Source organism: Pseudomonas sp. IPO3749, from assembly GCF_013386605.1.
Lineage (GTDB): Bacteria > Pseudomonadota > Gammaproteobacteria > Pseudomonadales > Pseudomonadaceae > Aquipseudomonas > Aquipseudomonas azotoformans_A.
Genome location: NZ_JACARN010000063.1, coordinates 61191 through 84058, shown reverse-complemented (window position 1 = coordinate 84058; position 22868 = coordinate 61191). Strand labels below are relative to the sequence as shown.

Here is a 22868-nt window from a genome sequence, read left to right as displayed (position 1 = left end):
ACAGGACATCGTTAGTTAGTACGGGCTCCTTGATTGATCCAAGTGCCAATCAGATCCCGTTCCTGCTGGGTCATCTGGGTGATGTTACCCAACGGCATGATCTGGCTCGCCACGGCCTGCGCTTGAATGCGCGCGGCCTGTTGCTGGATCTGTGCCGGTGTATCAAACATCACCCCAGCCGGTGCGGTGCTGAACAGCGGGCTGGTGGGCTTGGCCGAATGGCACACGGTGCAACGCTGCTCGATCACGCTGTGCACCTGGCCGAAATCAGTAGTGGCCTGGGCCGGTGCCGGTTCAGCCGCAGGTGCCGCGGGTGCGGCAGGCGCAGCAGGTTTCAAGCCACCGCCCAACGCCGTTTCCGGCAATGGCTGGTACTCGATGGCGGCAGGCGCCTTGGCCACTTCCGGAGCGGTCGACACCGGTTTTGGTCCGGTGACGTACGCCAGGCAAATCATCGCCAACGCGCCCACCGGCAAGGTCCACGCATACTTCTGGCTGTTGTGACGGGTGTTGAAATAATGCCGTACCAACACCGCCGCCACCGCGATACCGGCCAGGATCAGCCAGTTGTATTGGCTGCCGTAGGTGCTCGGGAAGTGGTTGCTGATCATGATGAACAGCACCGGCAAGGTGAAGTAGTTGTTGTGGCGCGAACGCAGCAAGCCCTTGGCTGGCAGTGCCGGGTCCGGCGTGCGGTTCTCCGCGATTGCCGCCACCAACGCGCGTTGCGCCGGCATGATGATGCGGAACACGTTACCGACCATGATGGTGCCGATCACCGCACCCACGTGCAGGTAGGCACCACGGCCACTGAACACTTTGCTGAAGCCGTACGCGGCGGCAATCAACAGTACGAACAGGATGAAGCCGAGCAGGGCGGGGCGCTTGCCCAGGGCCGAGTCGCAGAGGAAGGAGTAGATGAACCAGCCGGCGAACAGTGAGCCAATGCCCAGCAGCACGCCTTCCGGACCACTGAGGCTGCTGCCCGGAGCCAGCAGGTACAAGGTCGGGTTCCAGTAGAACACCACGCACAGCAGCGCAATGCCCGACATCCAGGTGAAATAGGCTTCCCATTTGAACCAATGCAGGTTGTCCGGCATGGTCGGCGGGGCCAGTTTGTATTTTTCCAGGTGGTAGATGCCGCCACCGTGGATCGCCCACAAGTCACCGGCCAGGCCGCTCTTGGGGTTGACGCGATTGAGGTTGTTTTCCAGCCAGACGAAGTAGAAAGAAGCGCCGATCCACGCGACGCCCGTGATCATGTGAACCCAGCGCACGCTCAGGTTCAGCCATTCCATCAAATGTGCTTCCACAGTCTTTACCTCTCGCCTGTCACCCTTGTTGTCGGGTGATCAGACCTTCTCTTATTGGTGGGGGGCGAGGATCAAACGCTCATCCTCTTTGAAAAAATGCTCATCGCAGTTATTGCCTGTGCCACTGCGATCAACCACCAGGAAGTCATCCCGCTTTTCGATCGTCAGCACCGGGTGGTGCCAGACGCCGCGATGGTAATTAATGCCCTGCCTGCCGTTGGTGACGAAGGCGCGGACCAAGCCCGATACAGGTTCATCGCCAAGTGGCGCGACCACGATCAGAAAGGGGTTGCCGAGCAGCGGTATGAAAGCCTGGCTGCCCAGCGGGTGTCGTTCCAGCATGCACACGGTCAGCGGCATGTCCTGCGCGTCGGCGCGGAAGATGCTGATGATGGCGTTGTCCTCAGGCGTAGCGGTTTCCACCGTCGCCAGTTTGTGGAAGCGCATGGTCGACCCGTTGTTGATCATGAAGTGATCGCTGCCATCGGTTTCGATAACGTCTCCGAAAGGGGCGAAGGCTTCTTTGGTCAGGGGTTCGATCACGAGTGTGCGCATGGCTGTCTTCTTATCCGAATTTTGTGTTGTTTGATCTGCTTGCTTTTGTAGTGAGCGGGCTTGTCCCGCGCTGGGCTGCGTAGCCGCCCCAAAATCAGGGCCGCTTCGCGCCCCAGCGCGGGGCAAGCCCGCTCACTACAGGTTTAGCGATTACTTCGAAACTTTACCGAAGACCCGCAGGCGACTCACACCGCCATCCGGGAACACATTCAAGCGGATGTGGGTAATCGGCCCCAGAGCCTTGATCTGCTCGGCGAAGGTGTGTTCGGCGTGCATTTCCAGTTTCTGTGCCGGCAGCAGTTCGCGCCAGAACAGCGATTGGGTTTCGATCTGGCTGTCGGTGCCGCCTTTCACGAAAGCGCCCTGGATCGAGCAGGTGTCCGGGTAGTTGCCCTTGAAGTGCAGGGTGTCGACGATGATCTTCTCGATCTCGCCCGGATGGCCCAGGGCGACGATCACCCAGTCATTGCCTGGTGTACGACGACGCGCGGTTTCCCAGCCGTCGCCCATGTTGATGCCACGGCCTGGGTTGAGGATGTTGCTCATGCGACCGAAGTGTTCATCGGAGCAGGCCAGGGCGCGACCACCGTTGAGTGCAGCAGCCAGGTCGACCTGTTCGTTGTCGCCCACCGAGGACCAATCGCGGAACGGCACGCCGTACACGCGCAGACGGGCCACGCCGCCATCCGGGTAGATGTTGAAACGCAGGTGGCTGAACGCCTGGTCGTTGTTGATCTCGTGGTAGTGGTGACTGTTGCCTTGCAGCTCGACGGCCGACAGCACTTCCACCCACTGGGTGTTGTCATCCGGGTCGCCCGAGGTCAGGAAGCAGGCTTCCAGGGAGGCCGACGGCGGGAAGTTGCCGGTGAAGAATGAAGTGTCGATGTCCACGCCTTTGATGCTGCCCGGCACACCCAGGCGGATCACAGCGCTGTCGTAGCCTTCGAAGCGCTTGCGGCGCGACTCCCAGCCGTCCATCCACTTGCCGTTGTCATCGAAAACGCCCTCCTTCCACACGGCCGGGGTCGGCTGGAACAGGCGGTTGGCGTCGGCGAACCAGTCATCGGTCACCGAAAGAATCTTGGTGCCCAGGCGGGCGTCGGCCAGGTTGACGAACTTTTCGAAAGGTACGGCGTAAGCTTTCATTCTTCTTGTCTGCCTTAGAGAGAGTGGCTGGGGATGGTCGTTTAGAGGGTCAGTAATCGGAACAACGCGATCTTGTTGATCTCGGCCAGTGCACACTTGAACTCGGTGTCCACCGAGTTGTGGATGCGCGTTTCGAACGCGGCCAGGATCTGGTGCCGGTTGCTGCCTTTTACCGCCATGATGAAGGGAAACTTGAACTTGGCCTTGTAGGCATCGTTCAGCTCGGTGAAGCGAGAAAACTCTTCGGCCGTGCATTGGTGAATCCCCGCGCCAGCCTGTTCATCAGTGCTGGCTTGGGTGAGTTGGCCCTGGACGGCAGCTTTGCCGGCCAGGTCCGGGTGAGCGTTGATCAGGGCCAGCTGGCTGGCATGATCGGCGCTCAACAGGATGTCGCTCATACGCTGGTGCAGGGTTTCGATTTCATCAATCGAGGGATCCTGGCCCAGGTCGAAGGCCTTTTCGGCCACCCATGGCGAATGTTCGTAGATATCGGCGAAGGCTGCGACGAATTCATCGCGGCTCAGGGTCGAGGGTTTCAGGGTCTGGAACGCAGTCATTTGGCGGCTCCCTTGAAAGGGTGGGTGTCATGCCAGTGACGGGCAATGTCCACTCGGCGAGTGAACCACACCTGTTCGTGACCTTTGACGTATTCGATAAAACGCTTCAACGACGCCAGGCGTGCCGGGCGGCCGATCAGGCGGCAGTGCAGGCCGATGGAGAGCATCTTCGGCGCCTCAGCGCCTTCGGCGTAGAGCACGTCGAACGCGTCCTTGAGGTACTCGAAAAAGTCATCGCCCTTGTTGAAACCCTGCACCTGGGTGAAGCGCATATCGTTGGTGTCCAGGGTGTAGGGGATCACCAAATGCGGCTTGCCGGTGGGATTGTTGGGTTCCCAGTAGGGCAGGTCGTCGTCGTAGGTGTCGCAGTCGTAGAGGAAACCGCCTTCCTCCATCACCAAGCGCCGCGTATTCGGGCCGGTGCGGCCGGTGTACCAGCCCAGTGGGCGCTCGCCGGTCAGCTCGGTGAGGATGCGGATGGCTTCGAGCATGTGCTCACGCTCCTGGGCCTCGTCCATGTACTGATAGTCGATCCAGCGGTAGCCGTGACTGCAGATCTCATGGCCAGCCTCGACCATTGCACGGATCACATCCGGGTGACGCTGGGCGGCCATGGCCACGGCGAAGATGGTCAGCGGGATATCGAATTCTTTAAACAGCTTGAGGATGCGCCACACGCCGGCACGGCTGCCGTATTCGTACAGCGACTCCATGCTCATGTTGCGTGCGCCTTGCAGCGGCTGGGCCGAGACCATTTCCGAGAGGAAGGCTTCGGACTCTTTGTCGCCGTGCAGGATATTGCGCTCGCCACCTTCTTCGTAGTTGAGTACGAAAGACAGCGCAATGCGCGCCTTGCCCGGCCAGTGGGGGTGAGGAGGGTTACTGCCGTAACCGATCAGGTCGCGTGGGTAGTCAGCGCTCACTGCAGTCTTCCTTCTTGTTCGTCGTGTTAGCGATGAGTGATTGTATACAACTTATCGCGCACTTTGTAAGCCTACATTTCTGCATTTTTTCTGCAGGGCTCTAGATGAATGGTGTAGCAAGAAACTTGCCTGGTTGGTCAGCTAATGGACAAAAGGTCTTTTAAAAGCAAGGATAACGGGTCAATTGCCCTGCTGAGCAATGGCGGTAGGCGGATTCAAAGGTTTGTGATTTTTATTGTGTACAATTTTTTTAAAAAGTGTCTTAATCAGCCATCGCCGACTTTTTCGCTGCCCTGAAAAAGTGCGGATCACTCTTCTACTGACTACGGGAGGCGCGTAGACGCCATGGGACGTTTGACCACACACGTTTTGGATGCCGCACATGGCTGCCCCGGCAGCGCAATCAAGGTTGAGCTGTACCGCGTCGAAGGCGCGCAGCTTGAGCTGGTTGCCACTACGCTGACCAACAGCGACGGCCGCTGCGACGCGCCCTTGTTGCAAGGCGATGATTACCGCAGTGGCGTGTACCAGTTGCAATTCAGCGCCGGCGACTACTACCGCGCCCGTGGTGTGCAACTGCCTGAACCGGCCTTCCTGGATGTAGTGGTTCTGCGCTTCGGCATCAGCGCCGAACAGGATCACTACCACGTCCCACTCCTGATTTCGCCCTACAGCTACTCCACCTATCGCGGTAGCTAGCGTCACCTTGCTTCACACCCCCAAAGCTCTTCGTTGGTTTTTCGCCCGCCCACACTGCGGGCTTTTTTTCGTCTGGCACTTATGTAACGCACCGACAAAACGGTGATTACCTAGGCTCGGTTTTTTTTCAGCCGTGAAGATGCCGCCATGAGCACCGAAACACCCGATCCTGCCCCCTTTGATTTCGACGACCCTGACATTACCCAGGACGAACGCCTGACGGCGATTCGCACGCGGTTGACGCGGCGCCTGAACAGCGCGGCCCAGCCCAGTCGCTCGATCAATCAGTGGCATGCCACCCAGGCGCGCTATCTGCACACCACAAAACAGTTGGGTGAGCTGGCAGGGCGGGCGCCGCGCATTCTCTCAGTGATCCGCCACGCCTTGCGCGAAGCGTTTGCCCTGGACCCGGACACCCTGCTGTTTCGCGAGCCGCTACCGCCGCAGCCCGCGCGCCAGGTCGACAGCCTGATGGACCGAACCCTGGCACTGTTTCGTGACCCCGGTGTGCCGATCAACCTCCATCACTTCACGGCACTGAGCCTTGCCGGTGATCCCGAGCGTGCATTGCCCTTCAATGCCTGGGAGGCGCTGTCACGTGTCAGCAAGCTCAATCTGCCAGCCAGGATCAACGCCGCCATGAAAGGTTACTGGGAGCATCTTGCCCCTGGCTCCTGGCGCTCACGTCGGGAGCGCTGGGCTGAATTGCGCAAGACCGCGTTTGCCGACCAGGCTTTTCTCGCCCACCAGGTGTTTCAACTCTCCCCAGCTGGCTACGCGATGGTCAAGCAACTGGTGGACGCCCCCAGCGCCGAAGCGCGGCAGCGTGCGGGCGGCGCCTGGGCCACGGTGCAAGTGGGGACGCTGGCCTGGCCCCATGCCAGCGTCGGTGCGCTGGTGATTCCCGGAGCGTTGCACATTTACCGAACGGGGGCGGCGGACGGGCCCCAGGTTATTTACCTGCCGGGGTTGCTGTGTGCGTTTCATGAGTTTCGTTCCTGGCGTCAGGCACAGCAGGACTTGCCTGAACGGGTGCAGAGGTCGTTGCTGAGTGAGTCCTGGCACTACCTGCCGCTCAAGCGTCAGGCGAACATCCCGCTGCAGCCGGGTGTGATGGTGCAGGAGGACGCCCTGGCGCACAGTGCGCAAGCCTTGCTCGACGAGCAATGGAAGAATGAATGGGGGGCGGTGTTGTCGCTCGATTACACCGCGCCGTCAGCGTCGGGAACCCCGCTGCCGAGTCGCAGGGCCTCGCGGTTGCTGGGGTTTATCGAAAAGGGCCGCAAGCGCATGAGCCGTGGCCTGCCGTTCGGAAAGAGTCTGGATGCCTTGCTGGAGTGGGACCGGCAGCGGCGCCAGCACGAGATTGTATTGGGGAGCCAGTCCCCTGACCTGCCGCGCAAGGGGGGCGACCGGCAGCTGCGCCGCTATGAAAACGCATTGCTGGCGCTGTGGATGGACAAAGATTTGCGCCAGCACAGCGATGCCTACCCAGCGTTCCTGGCCCTTGAAAAAGACCACCAGACCCAAGTTGAGACCGTGAACCAATGGCTTCAGTCAGCAGACGCTAGGTTATTCGACGCGAGCTTCTGGCTTGAGCGTCCCGACGGTGGCTCTAAGCGCGCATCGCTGATCTTGAACGCCCAGCGCCGGGCCTGGCGACTGGCGGCGCAGCTTGAGCACCGGCTTGGGTTGATCAAGCAAGTGCACTTGGACCGATTGCTGGAAGTCATCAACACACCCTTGGCGACGCAGCGCGGCAACAGTGACACGCGGGTGTTGCAGGTATCAGTGGGCAACCATCCAGACAATGCCTACCGCCTGATGAGCGTATTTGTGGTCACCACTGTCCGTGCCCTGGCCGAGCCTAATCTGCGCCAGCCGGTCGTCTTGGTGGTGGGCGGCGAGTTGGGCGGGCTGGCGGTATTCGAGCAGCTGGAACGTTTGTCCCAAGGGCTGCGCGCAAGCTTCGGTAGCCGTGACAGTTCGGTGTTGTGGCGTTGCATCGGCCGCGATGTACGTTCTGCCGCACGCTTTAGCCTGGCCAAGTCGGTGCACGTGGGCTACAGCGCTGTGGACCACGATGTGTTGTATGAAGATTTCAAGACGCAGGTTGAGCACCATGCCCGACTGCACAAACGCCTGGATGAGCCTGGCCGGTTATTCAGTGAAGTCAGTGATGCTTCCTTGGGGCGAACGCTCTTGGCGCAAGAGCTACGCGAGCATCTGAGCGTACCGATTAATCAGAGCCGCACGCTGGCCCTGGCCAATGTGGCGTTCATGCGGTTCGCCGCCGAGCAGGGGAAAAGCCAACCGGCGTGGCTTGCCGCGGCCACGGCGGACCAGCGTAAACCCTACCAGCGCTTGCAGCGCCGCTATGTATCCAGCGCGCTGGCGCAGGAAAGCCGTCTATGGCAAATCCTGCCGTCGTTGCATGGGTTTGCCCGCGGGCTGTTGGTGCAGCAACTGACACAGGATGGGTTCTATCCGGAACTGGATGTGGATAAGCCGCTGTTGAATATGCCCGATGATGTCGGCTCTCAATATTGCGGCTGGTTTTCCAGTCAATGCGTGGTGGGTGATCGTCACGTCAAAAAGATCGTCAGCTCCGAACGCACCACCTTTAGCCTGTTGGAACTGGCCCTGCATAACCTCGACGCCCAGGCGCCCTGGACGCAATGGCGCTTGAACCGGGCGCGCTACCTGCAGCCGGAGTTGAAAGAGCGATTGAATCCGCGCTATTTGATCAAGACATTGTCGGCACTGGACATTGGCGGTCAATACGACGCGTTGATCCAGCGTGCATTCCGTCCGGCGCCCACCGGGCTTTCCCGGCCGTTGATTGACCGGACTACGCAGCACCTGGCTAGCATGCAGCTGTATTCGGCCACGCGGCAGGGTCTCTCGGCGGCAGGCCAAAGCTTGTTCAACACGGCATTGTCGGCCCGTTTACCTGCCGACCTGTACAAAAACGGCCACCAGATCAGCCTGTCCTTTGTGCGCCTGCGCGGCTACACGATGCAACATGATCGGCATGTCGCCGGTGTGCTGGTGATCATCGACCAGCTCAACCTGCTGTGTCTGGTGTATTGGCCGTCTGCGACGGTTTTTCCGGTGCTGGCCGAGTTCAGCACGTGGGAGCGGGCGAGGACGGCATTGCATCAATTGAATGCCATGCCTGGCGGTGTCAAGGAGCTGGCATACAGGGTGGCGCCCGGTTGGGAACACGAGGCGTTGGCCAGTTATCCCGGCCGTGGCGCCTTGCCCATGCCTTCAGGACTGCAGATCAGGTTCTTGCCGACGCCAAGATTTGGCAACGTCGTACTTGAGGCGACCGAGGCGATCCATCGACTGGTTCGCGAATTCAAGATCAAACACACCCTACCCGTTGCCGACGTGCAGGCCATCGAGGCTCATATCCAGGAGCAAATCGACGCTGCCCCCACGGCATGGCTGGATTTCGTTCCGGCCGCACACAGCGATATCCAGGCACTGCTCGCCCACGCCCACATGCTCGAAATCCAACAACGCGCCCATGCCCGAGCCACGCCTGGTGCGACGCTGGCGCGTTACCGTGAACAGCGCCTTGGCGATCAATGGAACGCCTCGTTGCGCGGCATTCTGTCTTTTGTGCCACTGCTTGGCACGGTGGTCGGGCTGTATGAACTGTTTCTGGCCGCCAAGCGCTACCACCACAGCCGGCGCCCCGAGGACGCGGTGGATGTGGCGTTCCTGACGTTGATGGTGTTTATCGACCTGCTGAGCTTATTCGTACCAGGGCCCAAAACGTCCAAGACCGCAGGCGTGCGCAGTGGGTTGAACCAGCTGCATCGACGGGGCAGCCACTTGTCACTGCCGCCGGCGCCGCGCCCGGTCAAGGTGTTGGAGCGCCTCAGCAAGCCCCTTTCCACCGAAGGCGCCTTACCGCTGCAAGGGCTGGGAGAGAAGGGCGTGTATGTAAAAAACGGCGAGCTGTTTTTGGTTGACGGCGAGCACCGCTATCCCGTGTATCGACGTGGCGATGAGTCGGCGTTGCGAGTAAAGAGCCCGCGTGGCGAGGCCGAGGGAGAACTGCTGCTCTATATCCGGGAAGACCGCGAATGGTCGCTGGGCGCCGATGCACCTCAAGCGGGGCCCAGTTCGCAACCCCTCCTTCCTTGGCATGCACCGGTGGAGCCGCCGTCTGACTGGTGGCCGCCGATTGTGCGAACGGCGACGGAAAACAAGATTCTTCAATCGGGCGCGTTGACGCCCCAGTGGCCGGATTGGCGTATGCACATTCCGATTACGCGCCAATTGAGCTCCCCGGCGCCCGGCGTATTTCGTGTCCCGATCAATGGTCGTGGGTTTGACTTGAATGTCCTGCGCGTCGCGCCCCCGAACACCAGCCTGAGCGGGCCGTTGAGTACTTATTACAGGTTGCTGCCTCAAGGCCCTCAAGCGCCTTTGAACCGCATCGTCTTTATCACGAAGAATGAGCCATTGGTTTCTTTAGCCCATGTGGATATAGATCGTTGGACCCGCACAGCGCTAGGTGATCAGCCTATTCCAGCAACACGTTCACCCATGGGTGAATGGCGATTGCATGCACCACTGTTCGATCGACCACTATCGGAGTACGTGGGTCAGGCCTTTCCAACCATGACCCGCAAAACCCGGGAGTTCGTTGTCGCCAGGATCGTTGAGTTGGCAGGCCCGCAGCGCCCTGCGACGGCGACGCATTTGCTCAATCTGCGAGCAACACTGGACGAATGGTTGCCCCCACCTCCCGCAAGGTTTGGGCAGACGGACGATTTGCTGAGGCTGTTGCGACCTTCCAAACGGGGCGAGAGCACCACATTTATCAGTTATCAGGGTGCATCCCCTGGCATGTATCGCGTTGACTTCGTTCCACCGTTCCCGCTGGATAAAGCGCTCCATCGCGGTGGCAAGGCGGTTGCGGGACAAAGAGATATCGCTCAGCGTGCAGCCGTCAAAGAAGTGCTAGAGGCACAAGGGTTCACTGTCCGGGAGTTCCGGATCAAACGTCGTGCTACGTTCTCTCAAGAAGGGATCGCGACGCACCCCAGTTCGCCAGGCCAGGTGTACTACCTTTCCTACGCTTGGTTTGACAAGGGGTACCTGCATTTAGGCCGTCGATTGACGGACAACTGGATTGCCGCGGCAGACTGGCATTACATGACGGCGACTGTATCCGCCGAGATCCACATGGCGCTGCAGGAGCAACGCTTGGTCCGGATCCTGGCGGGCATCCAATGGCCTGTCGCGGGGGATGTTTCGCCCAGTGTTTACTTCGTCAAAATGACGCCTTGAAGTTGATCAGCGAGAGCACCCCCGCGCCACTGAACAGCGTTGCACTCACGCGGTTGAACCAGCTTTGACCCTTGCCGCTACGCAGGTAACGCGCAGCGCCGTGGGCACTCAGGCCGTAGAACAACTTGCACAGCAGGTCGAGGACGGTCCAAGTGGCAATCATGATCAGCAACTGCGGCAAAAAGGCCTGGTCACTGTGGAGGAATTGCGGCAGGAACGCGGCAAAAAACAGGATGTCCTTGGGGTTGCTGGCGCCCAATACAAAGGCTCGGCCAAACAGTGCACGAAAGCGTGGCACCGGTGCGCTGTAAGGCACCTCTGCCGCCTTGGCCGGTTGCCGTGATTGCTGCCAGCTCTGCCACGCGAGGTAGAACAGGTACACCGCGCCGACGATCTTCAAGGCGCTGAACAATTGCTCCGACGCCAGCAGCAGCGCGCCCAGGCCCAGGGCCGAAGCGCTCAACAGGCAGATCGAGGCAAACACCCCACCAAGAAACGCTGGATACGAGCGGCGCAGGCCGTAGTTGAGACTGTTGCTGATCATCAGCAATGACAGGGGGCCCGGGATCAGGATCACCACCAATGCCGCGCCGCTGAACAGTAGCCAGGTTTCCAGGTTCATCCGTTACTCCTTTATAGAAATATGAATTTGGCGATAAAGATCGCGCACAGCACCCACAGGCTCACGGAAATCTCGCGGTACTTGCCGGTGCCGGTCTTGAGCGCCACGTAAGTGATAAAGCCCAGGGCGATACCATCGGCAACCGAGAACGTCAGCGGCATCATGATCGCGGTGACGATCGCCGGAATGCTGTCGGTGGCTTCATCCCAATTGATATGGGCCATGCTTGCCATCATCAGCATCGCGACATAAATCAGCGCGCCCGCAGTGGCATACGCCGGAATCATCCCTGCCAGCGGCGCAAAAAACATCGCCGCCACAAACAGCACGCCCACGGTCACGGCAGTGAGCCCGGTGCGCCCGCCAGCGGCCACGCCAGCCGCACTTTCCACATAACTCGTCACCGGTGGCACACCGACCATCGCCCCAAACACACTGGAGGCGCTGTCGGCCTTCAATGCGCGGGACAGGTTGTCGATCTTGCCATCGGCATTGACCAGCCCGGCCCGTTGCGCAACGCCCATCAGTGTACCTGCGGTATCAAACATGTGTACAAAAAGAAACGCAAATACCACGCTAATCATGCTGACATTGAATACACCTTTGATATCCATGGCCATCCAGGTTGGCGCCAGGCTTGGCGGTGTAGACACCATGCCGTTGTAATGCACCAAGTCCAGGCCCCAGCCAGCCAAGGTGACGGCGATGATGCTGATCAGGATCGCGCCGAACACGCGGTGGTAGCTGAGGATGGCGATCAACAAGAAGCACACCGCCGCCAGCAGTGGCGCGGGTTCATGCAGCGAACCGAGCTTGATCAACGTGGCTGGGCTCTCGACAATGATCCCGGCGGTTTTCAGGCCGATCACCCCGAGGAACAAACCCACGCCCGCGCCCATGGCATGGCGCAGGCTCACGGGGATGCTGTTGAGCAACCATTCGCGCACGCGGGAAAGGGTCAGGCCCATGAACAGCACGCCAGAGATAAACACCGCACCCAGCGCGGTTTCCCAGGTGTAGCCCATGGTGCCGACCACGGTGTAGGTGAAAAACGCGTTCAAGCCCATGCCCGGCGCCAGGCCCACCGGCCAGTTGGCGTACAGCCCCATCAGCAGGCAACCCAGCGCGGCGGCGATGCAAGTGGCGACGAATGCCGCGCCGTGGTCGATGCCGGCGTCGGCCATGATGTTGGGGTTGACGAAGATGATGTAGGCCATGGTGATGAAGGTGGTGAGGCCGGCGATCAGCTCGGTCTTCACTGTGGTGCCATGCAAGCTGAGCTTGAACAGGCGTTCTAGCCAACTGTTATTAGGCGGGGCGATGTCCAGCGTAGGGGCTTCGGATTTGCGGCTATCCACAGCGAGTACTCCTCAAGAGTTTTATTGTTATTTCCAGCGCCGGTCACGGATGTGGGCAACAGCGCTTTGAGGTACTGGCGGGTTTTGTTGACCAATAGGTCAGGAACTCGCACGAGGCGAATTATGCTTTTGTATACAAATAAAGCAAATAATGTTTTCGAATAGCGGTGCGAAGGGCTAGTTCGCGCTCAATGCCTGATTGACCGCCAGCCATCCTGCCACCGCTTCTTCGCCCGCCTCGCTGAACGCACGTTGCAACAGTTTTACCTGTTCACGGCGCAACGACTGTTCGAAACGCAGGCCTTCCTCAGTCAATTCGAGCAGGCGTTTGCGCTTGTCGGTCTCGGACGCAACGCTGTTCACCAAGTGCATTTCCTGCAGTTGCCGCAATGGGATGTTCAGCGCCTGCTTGCTCACACCGAGCAATTCCAGCAGTTCCTTCACGCTCAAGGTCGGGTAGCGTGCGATAAAAAACACGATGCGCTGATGCACCCGGCTCAGGCCGCGGCGCTCAAGCATCTCATCGGCCTTGGCGGTAAACGCCTGGTAGCCGAAGAAGAACGCTTCCATGGCGGTTTGCTGGGCGGTGGGATTTTTAAGGTCAAGCATATTGACGTATCCGTGCGAGTCGTCGTAATTTCGGTCAACCAGTTTGACGTATTTCCCACAGGCTTTGCTACCGGTGACCTTATGGCCTTCTCTGAACGTGTTACGCGCCTCAAAAGCTCCTTGATCCGTGAAATCCTCGCGGCAGCCCAGCGCCCGGAAGTGATGTCGTTTGCCGGTGGCCTGCCGGCCGAAGCCATGTTGCCCGCGCTGAACTGGGACGACATGCCCCTCAACATCGGCCAATACGGCATGAGCGAAGGCGAGCCGCAGTTGCGTGAACAGCTCGCCGCCGAAGCCCGCGCACTCGGCGTGCCGTGCCAGGCCAGCCAGGTGCTGGTAGTGAGCGGTTCCCAGCAAACCCTGGACCTGGCGGCCAAGCTGTACATCGATAAAGGCACGCAGATTCTGCTGGAAGGCCCGACCTACCTGGCCGCCTTGCAGATCTTCCAACTGTTCGGTGCCGATTGCCTCACCGTACAACTGGAAGCCGATGGTCCGAACTTGAGCGCGTTGCGCGCCAGCCTCGAACGCCATCGCCCGGCGTTCATCTACTTGATCCCGACCTTCCAGAACCCGTCGGCCGTGCGCTACAGCGAAGCCAAGCGCGAAGCCGTCGCCGCGTTGCTCGATGAGTTCGGCGTGACCCTGATCGAAGACGAGCCCTACCGCGAACTGACCTTCGACGGCGGCAGTGCCAAACCCATCGCCGGGCGCCTGAAGAAGGCCAGCTGGATCTACACCGGCACCGTGTCCAAGACCCTGTTGCCTGGCCTGCGCGTCGGCTACCTGATCGCCAGCCCGGACTTGTTCCCGCACCTGCTCAAGCTCAAGCAATCGGCTGACCTGCACACCAATCGCGTCGGCCAATGGCAGGCGATGCAGTGGATCGGCAGCGAAAAATACCAACAGCATCTCGTGGAACTGCGCAGTTTTTACCGCCAGCGCCGCGATGCATTCCAGGCTGCGCTACAGTGTCATTTCGCCGATCTGGCCGACTGGCAAGTGCCCCAAGGTGGATTATTCTTCTGGTTGACCTTGAAACAGCCACTCGACACCCGCACCTTGTTGGCGCAAGCGCTGGAGCAGAACGTCGCGTTCATGCCTGGTGAACCGTTCTTTTCCGAGCCGGACCACCATCACGGTTCGTTGCGCCTCAATTTCAGCCATATCGATCCGGCCCGCCTCGACGAAGGTCTCAAGCGCCTGGCCGCGGTGGTCCGTCAAGCACAGCACGCGCAAGCGGCATAAGGGGAGCCCCATGTACAAGGTTTATGGCGATTACAAGTCGGGCAACTGCTACAAAATCAAATTGATGCTCAGCCTGCTGGGCATCCCGTATCAATGGATCGATGTGGACATCCTCAAGGGTGACACCCAGACCGCCGAATTCCTGGCGAAGAACCCCAACGGCAAGATCCCCGTGCTGGAACTGGAAGACGGCACCTGCCTGTGGGAGTCCAACGCGATCCTCAATTTCCTGGCCGATGGCAGTGAATTCCTGCCGTCCGAGCCGCGCCTGCGCACCCAAGTGCTGCAATGGCAGTTCTTCGAGCAGTACAGCCACGAGCCATACATTGCGGTGGCGCGGTTTATCCAGTTTTACCTTGGGCTGCCCGAGGATCGCCTGGAGGAATACAAGAAGCTGCACAAGGGCGGCTACAAAGCGCTCAAGGTCATGGAGCGCCAATTGCAGCTCACGCCGTACCTGGTGGGCGATCAGTTCTCCATCGCCGATGTGGCCTTGTATGCCTACACCCATGTGGCGAATGAGGGTGGTTTTGAGTTGGAGGCTTATCCGGGTGTGCAGGCGTGGTTGAAGCGTGTTGCCAGCCATCCCAAGCATGTGGCGATGCTCGATTGATCACCCGCGCAATTCGTTGCTCAATAACTCGAAACACCGCTGCGCTGCCGGGCTCAAGCCCATCCCACTGCGACTGATCAAGCCGATCTCCCGGTTCACGCCGGGATGATCGATGTTGATGCGATTCAATCCCTCCAAACTGTCCGCCGCCGACTCCGGCAGCACACTGATCCCCAGCCCCTGGCGCACCAGGGCCAACACCGTGGACATGTAGTTGGCCTCCATGCCGGCGTTCATTGTCAGGCGCGTCTCATCGAACAGTGCATCCACTTGCTCGCGCACGCTGCTGTCGCGGCCGGTGAGGATGATCGGTTGGTCGGCCAATTGCTCCAGGGTCAGTTGGCGATGGCGGGTGAGCGGATGATCCACCGGCACGAACGCACACAGGCGATCATTCAGCACTGGTACGAACTCCAGGCCATGGCTGAGCCGTGCGCGCACGCCGATACCGAAATCTACCTCGCCGGAACGTACCTGGGCATGAATACGGTGGGCCACCAGATCATGCAGGCGTACCTCGATTCCGGCAAAACGTTCGCGAAACAAGCGTAGAACCGGCGGCAAACTGCCGGCGCACACCGAGGGCAGGGCGGCGATGGTGACCACGCCCCGGCGCAGGGCGGCGAGGTCGCGGGAGCCGGTGACAATGTTGTCCAGGTCCAGCAGCAGTTTTTCCATGGGGCCGCGCGCGTCCTGGCCGGCGGCGGTAATGGTCACATGTCGCGGGCTGCGGTCGAGCAGGGCGACGCCGAGCCAGTCTTCCAGCTGTTGAACTTGTACGGTGAGTGCGGAGGGCGACAGGTGCAACTCGTTGGCGGCCTTGGTAAAGCTGCCCGTGCGAGCCACCGCCAGAAACGCCTGAATGTGTTGGATACTGTTCTTCATTTTGTTTTTCCGAACACTAGCTGGTGAATATTCCAATTTACAAAGACTAACCCGCTTCCAATACTCCAGGGAAAACAATAACCGGCCAACAAGGCCGCTCTGGAGTAACCCATGCTCGCTACCCTGGGTGTCATCACCATCCTGTGCCTGCTCGCTGCCGTCATGAGCAAACGCCTCTCGCCGCTGGTGGCCCTGATCGCCTTGCCGATCATCGCCGCGTTGCTCGGCGGGTTCGGCCTGCAAACCAGCGCCTTCATCATCACCGGTATCAAGAACGTCGCCCCCGTGGTGGGCATGTTTGTGTTTGCGATCCTGTTTTTCGGGATCATGACCGATGCCGGCATGCTCGATCCCATCATTGACCGCATCCTGCGCACGGTCGGCACGCGTCCTACACGCATTGTCGTAGGCACCGCGACCCTGGCGCTGTTGGTGCATTTGGACGGTTCCGGCGCGGTGACTTTTCTGGTGACGGTGCCGGCGATGCTGCCGCTGTATACACGGCTGGGTATCGATAAACGCATTCTGGCGTGTGTCTGCGCGATGGCAGCCGGGGTCAACTTTCTGCCGTGGACCGGCCCGGTGCTGCGCTCGTCGGCGGCCCTGCACGTGCCGGTGGCAGACCTGTTCCAACCGCTGATCCCGGTGCAGATCGTCGGCCTGGTTTTCGTTTTCGCCTGCGCCTGGTGGCTTGGCCGTCGCGAAGAAAAACGCCTGGGCCTCGGCGCCGGCTCCACCGTGGACGCGGTGCCGCAACGGGTACTGAGCGACGACGACATCAAGCTACGTCGTCCGCGGCTGTTCTGGGTCAACCTGATCCTGACCGTGCTGGTGATGGTGGTGATGATTGCCGGTTGGGTCGACCCCGTGGTGATGTTCATGCTCGGCACCGTGGTGGCGCTGTGCATCAACTATCCGAATGTGGACGCTCAGCGCGCCCGCATCGACGCCCATGCCAAGACCGCCCTGACCATGGCCAGCATCCTGCTCGCCGCCGGGGTGTTCACCGGGATCATGCAGGGCACCGGCATGCTCAAGGCGATTGCCGAAGTGGCGGTGGCGCAGATTCCGGCCGGCCACGGCAAGTTGATCCCGGCGGTGGTGGGCTTTATCTCCATGCCGCTGAGCATGTTGTTTGACCCGGATTCCTACTATTTCGGCGTGATGCCGGTGATCGCCGAAGTCGGCAAGGCCCTGGGCGTCGACCCGCTGCAAGTGGCCCAGGCCTCGTTGCTGGGCGTGCACACCACCGGCTTCCCGGTCAGCCCGCTGACCCCCGCGACCTTCCTGCTGGTGGGCCTGTGCAAGATCGAACTGGCCGATCACCAGCGCTTCACCATTCCGTTTCTGTTTGCCGCGTCGGTGTTGATGACCCTGACCGCGTTGCTCCTGGGAGTTATTTGAGATGAAAACCTTGCGCATCGGTTCCGGCGCCGGCTATTCCGGCGACCGTATCGAACCTGCCGTAGAACTGGCCGAGCACGGCGAACTGGATTACCTGGTGTTCGAATGCCTGGCCGAACGCACGATTGCCTTGGCGCAACAGGCACGCATCAGCGATCCCGAGGGCGGTTACGACCCGCTGCTGAGTGAGCGTATGCGCCGCGTGCTGCCGTTTGTGGGCGTAAGGGCCGGGCGTCGTCGCCTACGGGTGATCACCAATATGGGCGCGGCCAATCCGGTGTCGGCGGCCAGTGAGGTGCGGCGAATTGCGCGTGAACTGGGCTTTGCGCTCAAGGTCGTCGCGGTGGTCGGCGATGACGTGTTGGATGTGTTGAAGCCTGACTTTCTGCTGGATAACGGCCAGACGGTCGGCGCCTTGGGTGAGCGGCTGATTTCCGCGAATGCCTACTTGGGCGTCGACGGCATTCTGCAGGCGTTGCACGCGGATGCCGACGTGGTGATCACCGGGCGCGTGGCCGACCCTTCGTTGTTCCTCGCGCCACAGATGTTTGAATTCGGCTGGGCCGCGGACGATTGGCAGCGCCTGGGGCGCGGCACGTTGGTGGGGCATTTGCTTGAATGTGCCGGGCAAGTCAGCGGCGGCTATTTTGCCGATCCTGGCTTCAAGGATGTGGAGGACCTGGCGCGTCTGGGTTTCCCCTTGGCCGAGATCACTGCGGACGGCGAGGCGGTGATTACCAAGGTAGCTGGGTCCGGCGGGCGGGTCAGCCGTGCGACCTGCACTGAACAGCTGATCTATGAAGTGCACGACCCGGCGGCGTACCTCACGCCTGACGTGACGGCGGATTTTTCCCAAGTGGGGTTTGTGGAGGAGGGCGTTGATCACGTTCGCGCCCAAGGTGCAGACGGTCGCGCGCGCCCCGAACAGCTGAAAGTCAGCGTCGGCTATCTGGACGGTTGGATTGGTGAAGGGCAGATGTCCTACGGCGGTCCCGGCGCTGTCGCACGGGCGCAGCTGGCGCGGGATGTGGTCCTCAAGCGCCTTGAGTTGATGGGCGTGAAGATGCAAGACGTGCGTGCCGAACTGATCGGCATGGATTCGCTCCACGGCCCACGCAGCACGGTCGAGCCCTGGGAAGTGCGCCTGCGCGTGGCGGCTCGCTGTGAGGCGCGCGGTGAGGCGGTACGCGTCGGCAATGAAGTGGAAACCCTCTACACCAACGGCCCGTCGGGCGGCGGCGGCGCGAGCAAAAGCGTGCGTCAGGTGGTCGCGATAGCGTCGTTGTTGCTGCCGCGCGATAAGGTCAACCCGAGGATCGAAGCATGAAGCTGCAGAGGCTGGCCCATTCCCGCACTGGGGATAAAGGCGATACGTCGAACATTTCGATCATTGCCTATCGTGTCGAGGATTACCCACTGCTCTGCGAACAGTTGACGGCCGAGCGCGTGGCCGAGTTTTTCGCGGGGTTGCGTGAGCCCGGCGCAGCGCCTGTGCGGCGCTATGAATTGCCGAATGTGCAGGCGCTGAACTTCGTGTTGCCGGGCATCCTGCGCGGTGGCGTCACCCGCTCGCTGGCGCTGGATGCCCATGGCAAGTGCCTGGGCTCGGCGCTACTGGAACTGTCGATTCAGCAGTAGGCGGTCAAACCCCGGCGAAACGCTTGTCCAGATAATCAATGATCACCTTGGAGTCGTACATCCAGGTGGTCTGGCCATTCTCTTCGATACGCAGGCACGGCACCTTGATCTTGCCGCCTTGCTCAAGCAGGGTCTGGCGGTCCTGTTCGTTGTTCTTCGCATCTTTCAGCGCGACGGGCACATTCAGGCGGTGCAGGGTGCGGCGGGTCTTCACGCAGAATGGGCAAGCGTGGAACTGATACAGCGTCAGCTCCTTGGCCGCTGCATTCACCTGTGCCTGTTGCTCGGCGGAACGCTGCTTTTTGCGTGGGCGGGTAAGAAAGTCGCCCGCGATGATGACGTGGCCGAGGCCCACTCGAAGTGCTTTGACGAACATGGCTGAAACCTCTTGCCCATGAAGAAGGGGCCGCAGCTTACCTCAATTTTGCAGGCGAAAAAAAACCGGCGATGAACGCCGGTTTTTTCGTCCGCAGCCGGTTACTTGATCAGGCTGAGGAATTCGCTGCGGGTGGCTGCGTTTTCGCGGAACTCACCCAGCATCACCGAGGTGATCATCGACGAATTCTGCTTTTCCACACCGCGCATCATCATGCACATGTGCTTGGCCTCGATCACCACGGCCACGCCCAGGGCGCCGGTCACTTGCATCACGGCATCGGCGATCTGGCGGCTGAGGTTTTCCTGGATCTGCAGGCGGCGGGCGTACATGTCGACAATCCGCGCAACCTTCGACAGGCCCAGCACCTTGCCGCTTGGGATGTAGGCGACGTGGGCCTTGCCGATGAACGGCAGCAGGTGGTGTTCGCACAGCGAGTACAACTCGATGTCCTTGACCAGCACCATTTCGCTGTTGTCGGAGCTGAACAAGGCACCGTTGGTGACTTCTTCCAGAGTCTGCTCATAGCCGCGGCAGAGGTACTGCATCGCCTTGGCGGCACGCTTTGGCGTGTCGAGCAGACCCTCGCGGGAAACGTCCTCGCCGAGTTGGCCGAGGATCGCGGTGTAATTCTGTTCCAGGGACATGAAACTACCTGTGGGATTTTCGCAAAGCGCAAGGTTACGGTGGCGGGCACATCGCTGCAAGCCTGGCGATGGCACTTGTTACTCGTCGCGCCCTTCCATCATCGTACGCTTGAGCATCACATACACCGCCCCCGCGCCGCCGTGGCGGGCCTGGCATGAGGTAAAGCCAAGCACCTGGGCATGCTGGCGCAGCCAGGTGTTGACGTGGCTTTTGATCATCGGGCGCTTGCCGTCCAGCCGCACAGCCTTGCCGTGGGTGACGCGTACGCAGCGGATTTCGAACTTGGTGGCTTCAGCAAGGAAGGCCCACAGGGTTTCCCGGGCTTTTTCCACGTTCATGCCATGCAGGTCGAGACTGCCTTCGAACGGGATCTGGCCGGCCTTGAGCTTGCGCATCTGGCTTTCCTGCACGCCATCGCGGGCCCACATCAGCTCGTCTTCAGGGCCGACATCGATCACGAACTGGTCCGACAGGCCGTCCACGGTGGTGGCGTCAGTGCGCACGGTCGCGGCCTGGCGCAGCTTGGCGATCTGCGCGCGGTCGGCCTTGGGTTTGCCGGTGTCGGCGCGGTCGTGCTTGATCGGCTTGACGCCGCGCAGCTCGTTTTTGAACAGGGAAAAATCGTCGTCTTGCATGTTGGCCTCCGCGAAGGGCGGGCAGTTTACCTAAATCGCGGCGGCCAGGGCGCAGGAAACGCTATTCAAGCGCCATCAGTCGTGCTTTTTCATCAGGTGTGAAGCGATATTCAGCGACAACGGCTGACGCATCTTCCGACGGCTGCGCCGCCATAACCATACGCCCAACCACAGCACCAGCAGCCCGATCAACAACAGAATCGCCGAGCCACCAGGGCTGGCATTCAGCTCGCCGAGGGCCGGCGAGTGACCCAACAAACCGGCGCCACCAGCGCCGGCCAACAGCACACCAACTATCGCCAGCAACGCGGCAATGCCGGCCACCAGGCGCAGACGCCAATTGCTCGGGCCCTTGGGGCGCAAGCGACGAGCGTCAAAACCATCGGATATCTTCATTCCGACCTTTCCTCCAGGGTATCGGCCCTTCGACCGGACAATACACAGGTTGTTCCGGGGGGAGGGGTAAATGCGCCAAATGAGAGGGCTTTGCAGATGAGCGGGGCCCTAAACAGGCCGCGCCGCTCATCAGAAGGTTGATCAGATCAGATCTTTGGTCAGCGCCAGGGTGGCGAAATTGTCGGCCATGATGGCCATTTCGGTCTGCTGCACGTGCTCGGCGCTGAGGATGCCGCCTTTGTAAGGCAGGTCACGTGTGGCGCAGGCGTCTTCCACCAGGGTGCAGCGAAAGCCCAGGTTCTTGGCGGCGCGCACGGTGGTGCTGACGCTGGAGTGGCTCATGAAACCGCAGACGATCAGGTCCAGGGAACCGAGGTCCTGCAAGTGTTTTTCCAGGCCGGTGCCATGGAAGGCGCTGGGCAGCAGCTTGCCGATGATGGTTTCGTCGCCTTCAGGCTCAAGCCCTGGAATGAATTCGCCACGCTCGCCCTGTGGGTCGAACAGGCCACCCACGGTGCCTAGGTGACGCACATGGACAATCGGACGCCCAGCGTTGCGGGCGGCGGACACAAGTTGCTTGATATTGCCGACGGCCGCGTCCATGCCCGAAAGGGCGAGGGGGCCGCTGAGGTATTCCTTCTGGGCGTCGATGATCACGAGGGTCGCATGGCTGAGGTTCGCTGCTGCGTAACCACGACCGCTGAGTTGAAACATCGTCTTTGGAACGGACATTCTGGGGCTCCTGTGAGGGGGGCTTTTGCGACATTGTCCACTGGCTGAGCGGTTCTGTGAATCGCTACCATCGTAAGGTACGCCGTTGTTGACGTGCAGCCATGTCAAGAGGTGGGCCTGTTTAACACAATGATGGCAATTTGGATGAAATCCGACGGGTGGCGCCGGGTTTTCGTACATCGTCGGTACAGGTGAAGGCTGTTAGAATCGCCAGTCGTTTTTTCCAGGAGCTTGCCCCCGTGACCACTTCCCGCCTGCGCACCTTGCGCGACCATATCCGTTGGGCTGTCAGCCGTTTCCATGGGGAAGACCTGTTTTTTGGCCATGGCACCGATAATGCCTGGGACGATGCCCGGCAACTGGTGCTCGGTGCCTTGCACTTGCCGTGGGAAATTGCCGACAGCTACCTCGACTGCAACCTGGAAGAAGAGGAAGTCGCCCACCTGCAACGCTTGTTGCATCGCCGCATCCACGAACGCGTGCCGACACCCTACCTGATTGGTGAGGCCTGGTTCTGTGGCATGTCGTTTATCGTCGATGAGCGCGTGCTGATCCCGCGCTCACCGATCGGCGAGCTGATCGAAAACCGCTTCGAGCCCTGGTTGGCGCAGCCGCCGGCGCGCATCCTCGACCTGTGCACCGGTTCCGGTTGCATTGGTATCGCCTGCGCCTACGAGTTCCAGGACGCCGAAGTGGTGCTGGGGGACTTGTCCTTCGAGGCCTTGGAAGTGGCCAACCAGAACATCGAGCGCCATGGCGTCGATGAGCGTGTCTATACCGTGCAGGGTGACGGTTTCGACGGCCTGCCGGGCCAGCGTTTTGACCTGATCGTGTCCAACCCGCCGTATGTGGATGCCGAAGACTTCGCCGACATGCCTGACGAATACCAGCACGAACCGGAGCTGGGCCTGGCCTGTGGCGACGACGGTTTGAACCTGGTGCGGCGCATGCTGGCCGAAGCGGCGGACCACCTGACCGAAAAGGGGTTGCTGATTGTTGAAGTGGGCAACAGCCAAGTGCACGTCGAGGCACTGTACCCGGAAGTGGACTTTGCCTGGCTGGACTTCCAGCGCGGTGGCCACGGGGTGTTCATGTTGACGGCTGAGCAGTGCCGTCAACATCAGGCAGCATTTGCCGCCAAGGTCTAACTGCGCGAACGCGGTCAGTGTGGGAGCTGGCTTGCCTGCGATAGCGGTGG

22 protein-coding genes are annotated in these 22868 nt (G+C 60.6%); 8 read left to right on the top strand and 14 right to left on the bottom strand.

Going from position 1 to position 22868, the window contains the following annotated elements:
• Positions 1-11: 11 nt before the first annotated feature.
• The 5 genes from HX812_RS23755 to puuE form a co-directional block, all read right to left on the bottom strand.
• Entirely contained in the window at positions 12-1313 is a 1302-nt protein-coding gene (locus HX812_RS23755) for a urate hydroxylase PuuD (RefSeq protein WP_038847470.1), read from the bottom strand.
• Between the two features lie 51 nt (positions 1314-1364).
• Positions 1365-1868 carry an ureidoglycolate lyase gene (locus HX812_RS23750; RefSeq protein WP_017137849.1) on the bottom strand — a complete coding sequence of 168 codons (504 nt, stop codon included), beginning with the start codon at positions 1866-1868 and terminating at the stop codon, positions 1365-1367.
• Positions 1869-2018: 150 nt separating this feature from the next.
• On the bottom strand, positions 2019-3014 hold the full coding sequence (alc, locus tag HX812_RS23745; protein WP_038847468.1) for an allantoicase: 996 nt from the start codon (positions 3012-3014) through the stop codon (positions 2019-2021).
• A gap of 41 nt (positions 3015-3055) precedes the next feature.
• A complete protein-coding gene (gene uraD, locus HX812_RS23740; protein ID WP_038847466.1) occupies positions 3056-3571 on the bottom strand; it encodes a 2-oxo-4-hydroxy-4-carboxy-5-ureidoimidazoline decarboxylase in 516 nt (171 codons plus the stop codon).
• Positions 3568-4494 (bottom strand): allantoinase PuuE, encoded by a 927-nt coding sequence (puuE, locus tag HX812_RS23735; RefSeq protein WP_016976357.1) that lies wholly within the window; start codon positions 4492-4494, stop codon positions 3568-3570. The genes uraD and puuE overlap by 4 nt, the downstream gene beginning before the upstream one ends.
• A 345-nt stretch (positions 4495-4839) precedes the next feature.
• Here puuE and uraH point away from each other — a divergent pair, with 345 nt between their 5' ends.
• Both uraH and HX812_RS23725 read left to right on the top strand, forming a co-directional pair.
• Positions 4840-5193 (top strand): hydroxyisourate hydrolase, encoded by a 354-nt coding sequence (gene uraH / locus HX812_RS23730; RefSeq protein ID WP_038847464.1) that lies wholly within the window; start codon positions 4840-4842, stop codon positions 5191-5193.
• A 147-nt stretch (positions 5194-5340) separates the two neighbouring features.
• Entirely contained in the window at positions 5341-10506 is a 5166-nt protein-coding gene (locus tag HX812_RS23725) for a dermonecrotic toxin domain-containing protein (RefSeq protein ID WP_038847462.1), read from the top strand.
• On the opposite strand, the gene HX812_RS23720 is transcribed toward HX812_RS23725, so the two are convergent.
• The 3 genes from HX812_RS23720 to HX812_RS23710 all read right to left on the bottom strand — a co-directional run bounded on the left by HX812_RS23720 (position 10490) and on the right by HX812_RS23710 (position 13095).
• The gene (locus tag HX812_RS23720) at positions 10490-11128 is read right to left on the bottom strand and encodes a LysE family translocator (protein ID WP_038847461.1); all 639 of its coding nucleotides are present in this window, start codon (positions 11126-11128) and stop codon (positions 10490-10492) included. The genes HX812_RS23725 and HX812_RS23720 overlap by 17 nt on opposite strands.
• 11 nt (positions 11129-11139) lie before the next feature.
• Positions 11140-12486 carry an NCS2 family permease gene (locus HX812_RS23715; RefSeq protein WP_038847460.1) on the bottom strand — a complete coding sequence of 449 codons (1347 nt, stop codon included), beginning with the start codon at positions 12484-12486 and terminating at the stop codon, positions 11140-11142.
• 177 nt (positions 12487-12663) lie between these two features.
• Entirely contained in the window at positions 12664-13095 is a 432-nt protein-coding gene (locus tag HX812_RS23710; protein WP_038847458.1) for a MarR family winged helix-turn-helix transcriptional regulator, read from the bottom strand.
• 81 nt (positions 13096-13176) lie between these two features.
• Here HX812_RS23710 and HX812_RS23705 point away from each other — a divergent pair, with 81 nt between their 5' ends.
• Positions 13177-14343: a PLP-dependent aminotransferase family protein gene (locus tag HX812_RS23705; RefSeq protein ID WP_033900867.1), complete on the top strand. Its 1167-nt coding sequence runs from the start codon at positions 13177-13179 to the stop codon at positions 14341-14343.
• A 10-nt stretch (positions 14344-14353) separates the two neighbouring features.
• Positions 14354-14956, top strand: coding sequence for a glutathione S-transferase family protein (locus HX812_RS23700; RefSeq protein WP_016976364.1), 603 nt, complete (start codon positions 14354-14356; stop codon positions 14954-14956).
• Here the strand turns inward: HX812_RS23700 and HX812_RS23695 are convergent, their stop codons facing one another.
• On the bottom strand, positions 14957-15841 hold the full coding sequence (locus HX812_RS23695) for a LysR family transcriptional regulator (RefSeq protein WP_038847455.1): 885 nt from the start codon (positions 15839-15841) through the stop codon (positions 14957-14959).
• Between the two features lie 111 nt (positions 15842-15952).
• Here HX812_RS23695 and HX812_RS23690 point away from each other — a divergent pair, with 111 nt between their 5' ends.
• The 3 genes from HX812_RS23690 to HX812_RS23680 are packed head-to-tail and all read left to right on the top strand — an operon-like array spanning position 15953 to position 18883.
• Positions 15953-17245, top strand: a complete 1293-nt coding sequence (locus tag HX812_RS23690) for a CitMHS family transporter (protein WP_033900869.1) — start codon at positions 15953-15955, stop codon at positions 17243-17245.
• Position 17246: 1 nt separating this feature from the next.
• Positions 17247-18572 (top strand): acyclic terpene utilization AtuA family protein, encoded by a 1326-nt coding sequence (locus HX812_RS23685; protein WP_038847452.1) that lies wholly within the window; start codon positions 17247-17249, stop codon positions 18570-18572.
• Positions 18569-18883 (top strand): hypothetical protein, encoded by a 315-nt coding sequence (locus tag HX812_RS23680; protein ID WP_038847451.1) that lies wholly within the window; start codon positions 18569-18571, stop codon positions 18881-18883. Before HX812_RS23685 ends, HX812_RS23680 begins: the two co-directional genes overlap by 4 nt.
• Positions 18884-18887: 4 nt before the next feature.
• On the opposite strand, the gene HX812_RS23675 is transcribed toward HX812_RS23680, so the two are convergent.
• The 5 genes from HX812_RS23675 to HX812_RS23655 all read right to left on the bottom strand — a co-directional run bounded on the left by HX812_RS23675 (position 18888) and on the right by HX812_RS23655 (position 21670).
• Positions 18888-19259 carry a glutathione S-transferase N-terminal domain-containing protein gene (locus HX812_RS23675; protein WP_016976368.1) on the bottom strand — a complete coding sequence of 124 codons (372 nt, stop codon included), beginning with the start codon at positions 19257-19259 and terminating at the stop codon, positions 18888-18890.
• A 101-nt stretch (positions 19260-19360) separates the two neighbouring features.
• The gene (gene folE, locus HX812_RS23670; RefSeq protein ID WP_003442011.1) at positions 19361-19906 is read right to left on the bottom strand and encodes a GTP cyclohydrolase I FolE; all 546 of its coding nucleotides are present in this window, start codon (positions 19904-19906) and stop codon (positions 19361-19363) included.
• A 78-nt stretch (positions 19907-19984) separates the two neighbouring features.
• A complete protein-coding gene (locus tag HX812_RS23665; protein WP_016976371.1) occupies positions 19985-20542 on the bottom strand; it encodes a Smr/MutS family protein in 558 nt (185 codons plus the stop codon).
• Positions 20543-20617: 75 nt separating this feature from the next.
• The gene (locus HX812_RS23660; RefSeq protein ID WP_038847448.1) at positions 20618-20938 is read right to left on the bottom strand and encodes a hypothetical protein; all 321 of its coding nucleotides are present in this window, start codon (positions 20936-20938) and stop codon (positions 20618-20620) included.
• Between the two features lie 141 nt (positions 20939-21079).
• Positions 21080-21670 (bottom strand): cysteine hydrolase family protein, encoded by a 591-nt coding sequence (locus HX812_RS23655; RefSeq protein WP_010208860.1) that lies wholly within the window; start codon positions 21668-21670, stop codon positions 21080-21082.
• 239 nt (positions 21671-21909) lie between these two features.
• Between HX812_RS23655 and prmB the strand changes: the two genes are divergently transcribed.
• The gene (gene prmB, locus HX812_RS23650) at positions 21910-22818 is read left to right on the top strand and encodes a 50S ribosomal protein L3 N(5)-glutamine methyltransferase (protein WP_038847447.1); all 909 of its coding nucleotides are present in this window, start codon (positions 21910-21912) and stop codon (positions 22816-22818) included.
• Positions 22819-22868 lie beyond the last annotated feature (50 nt).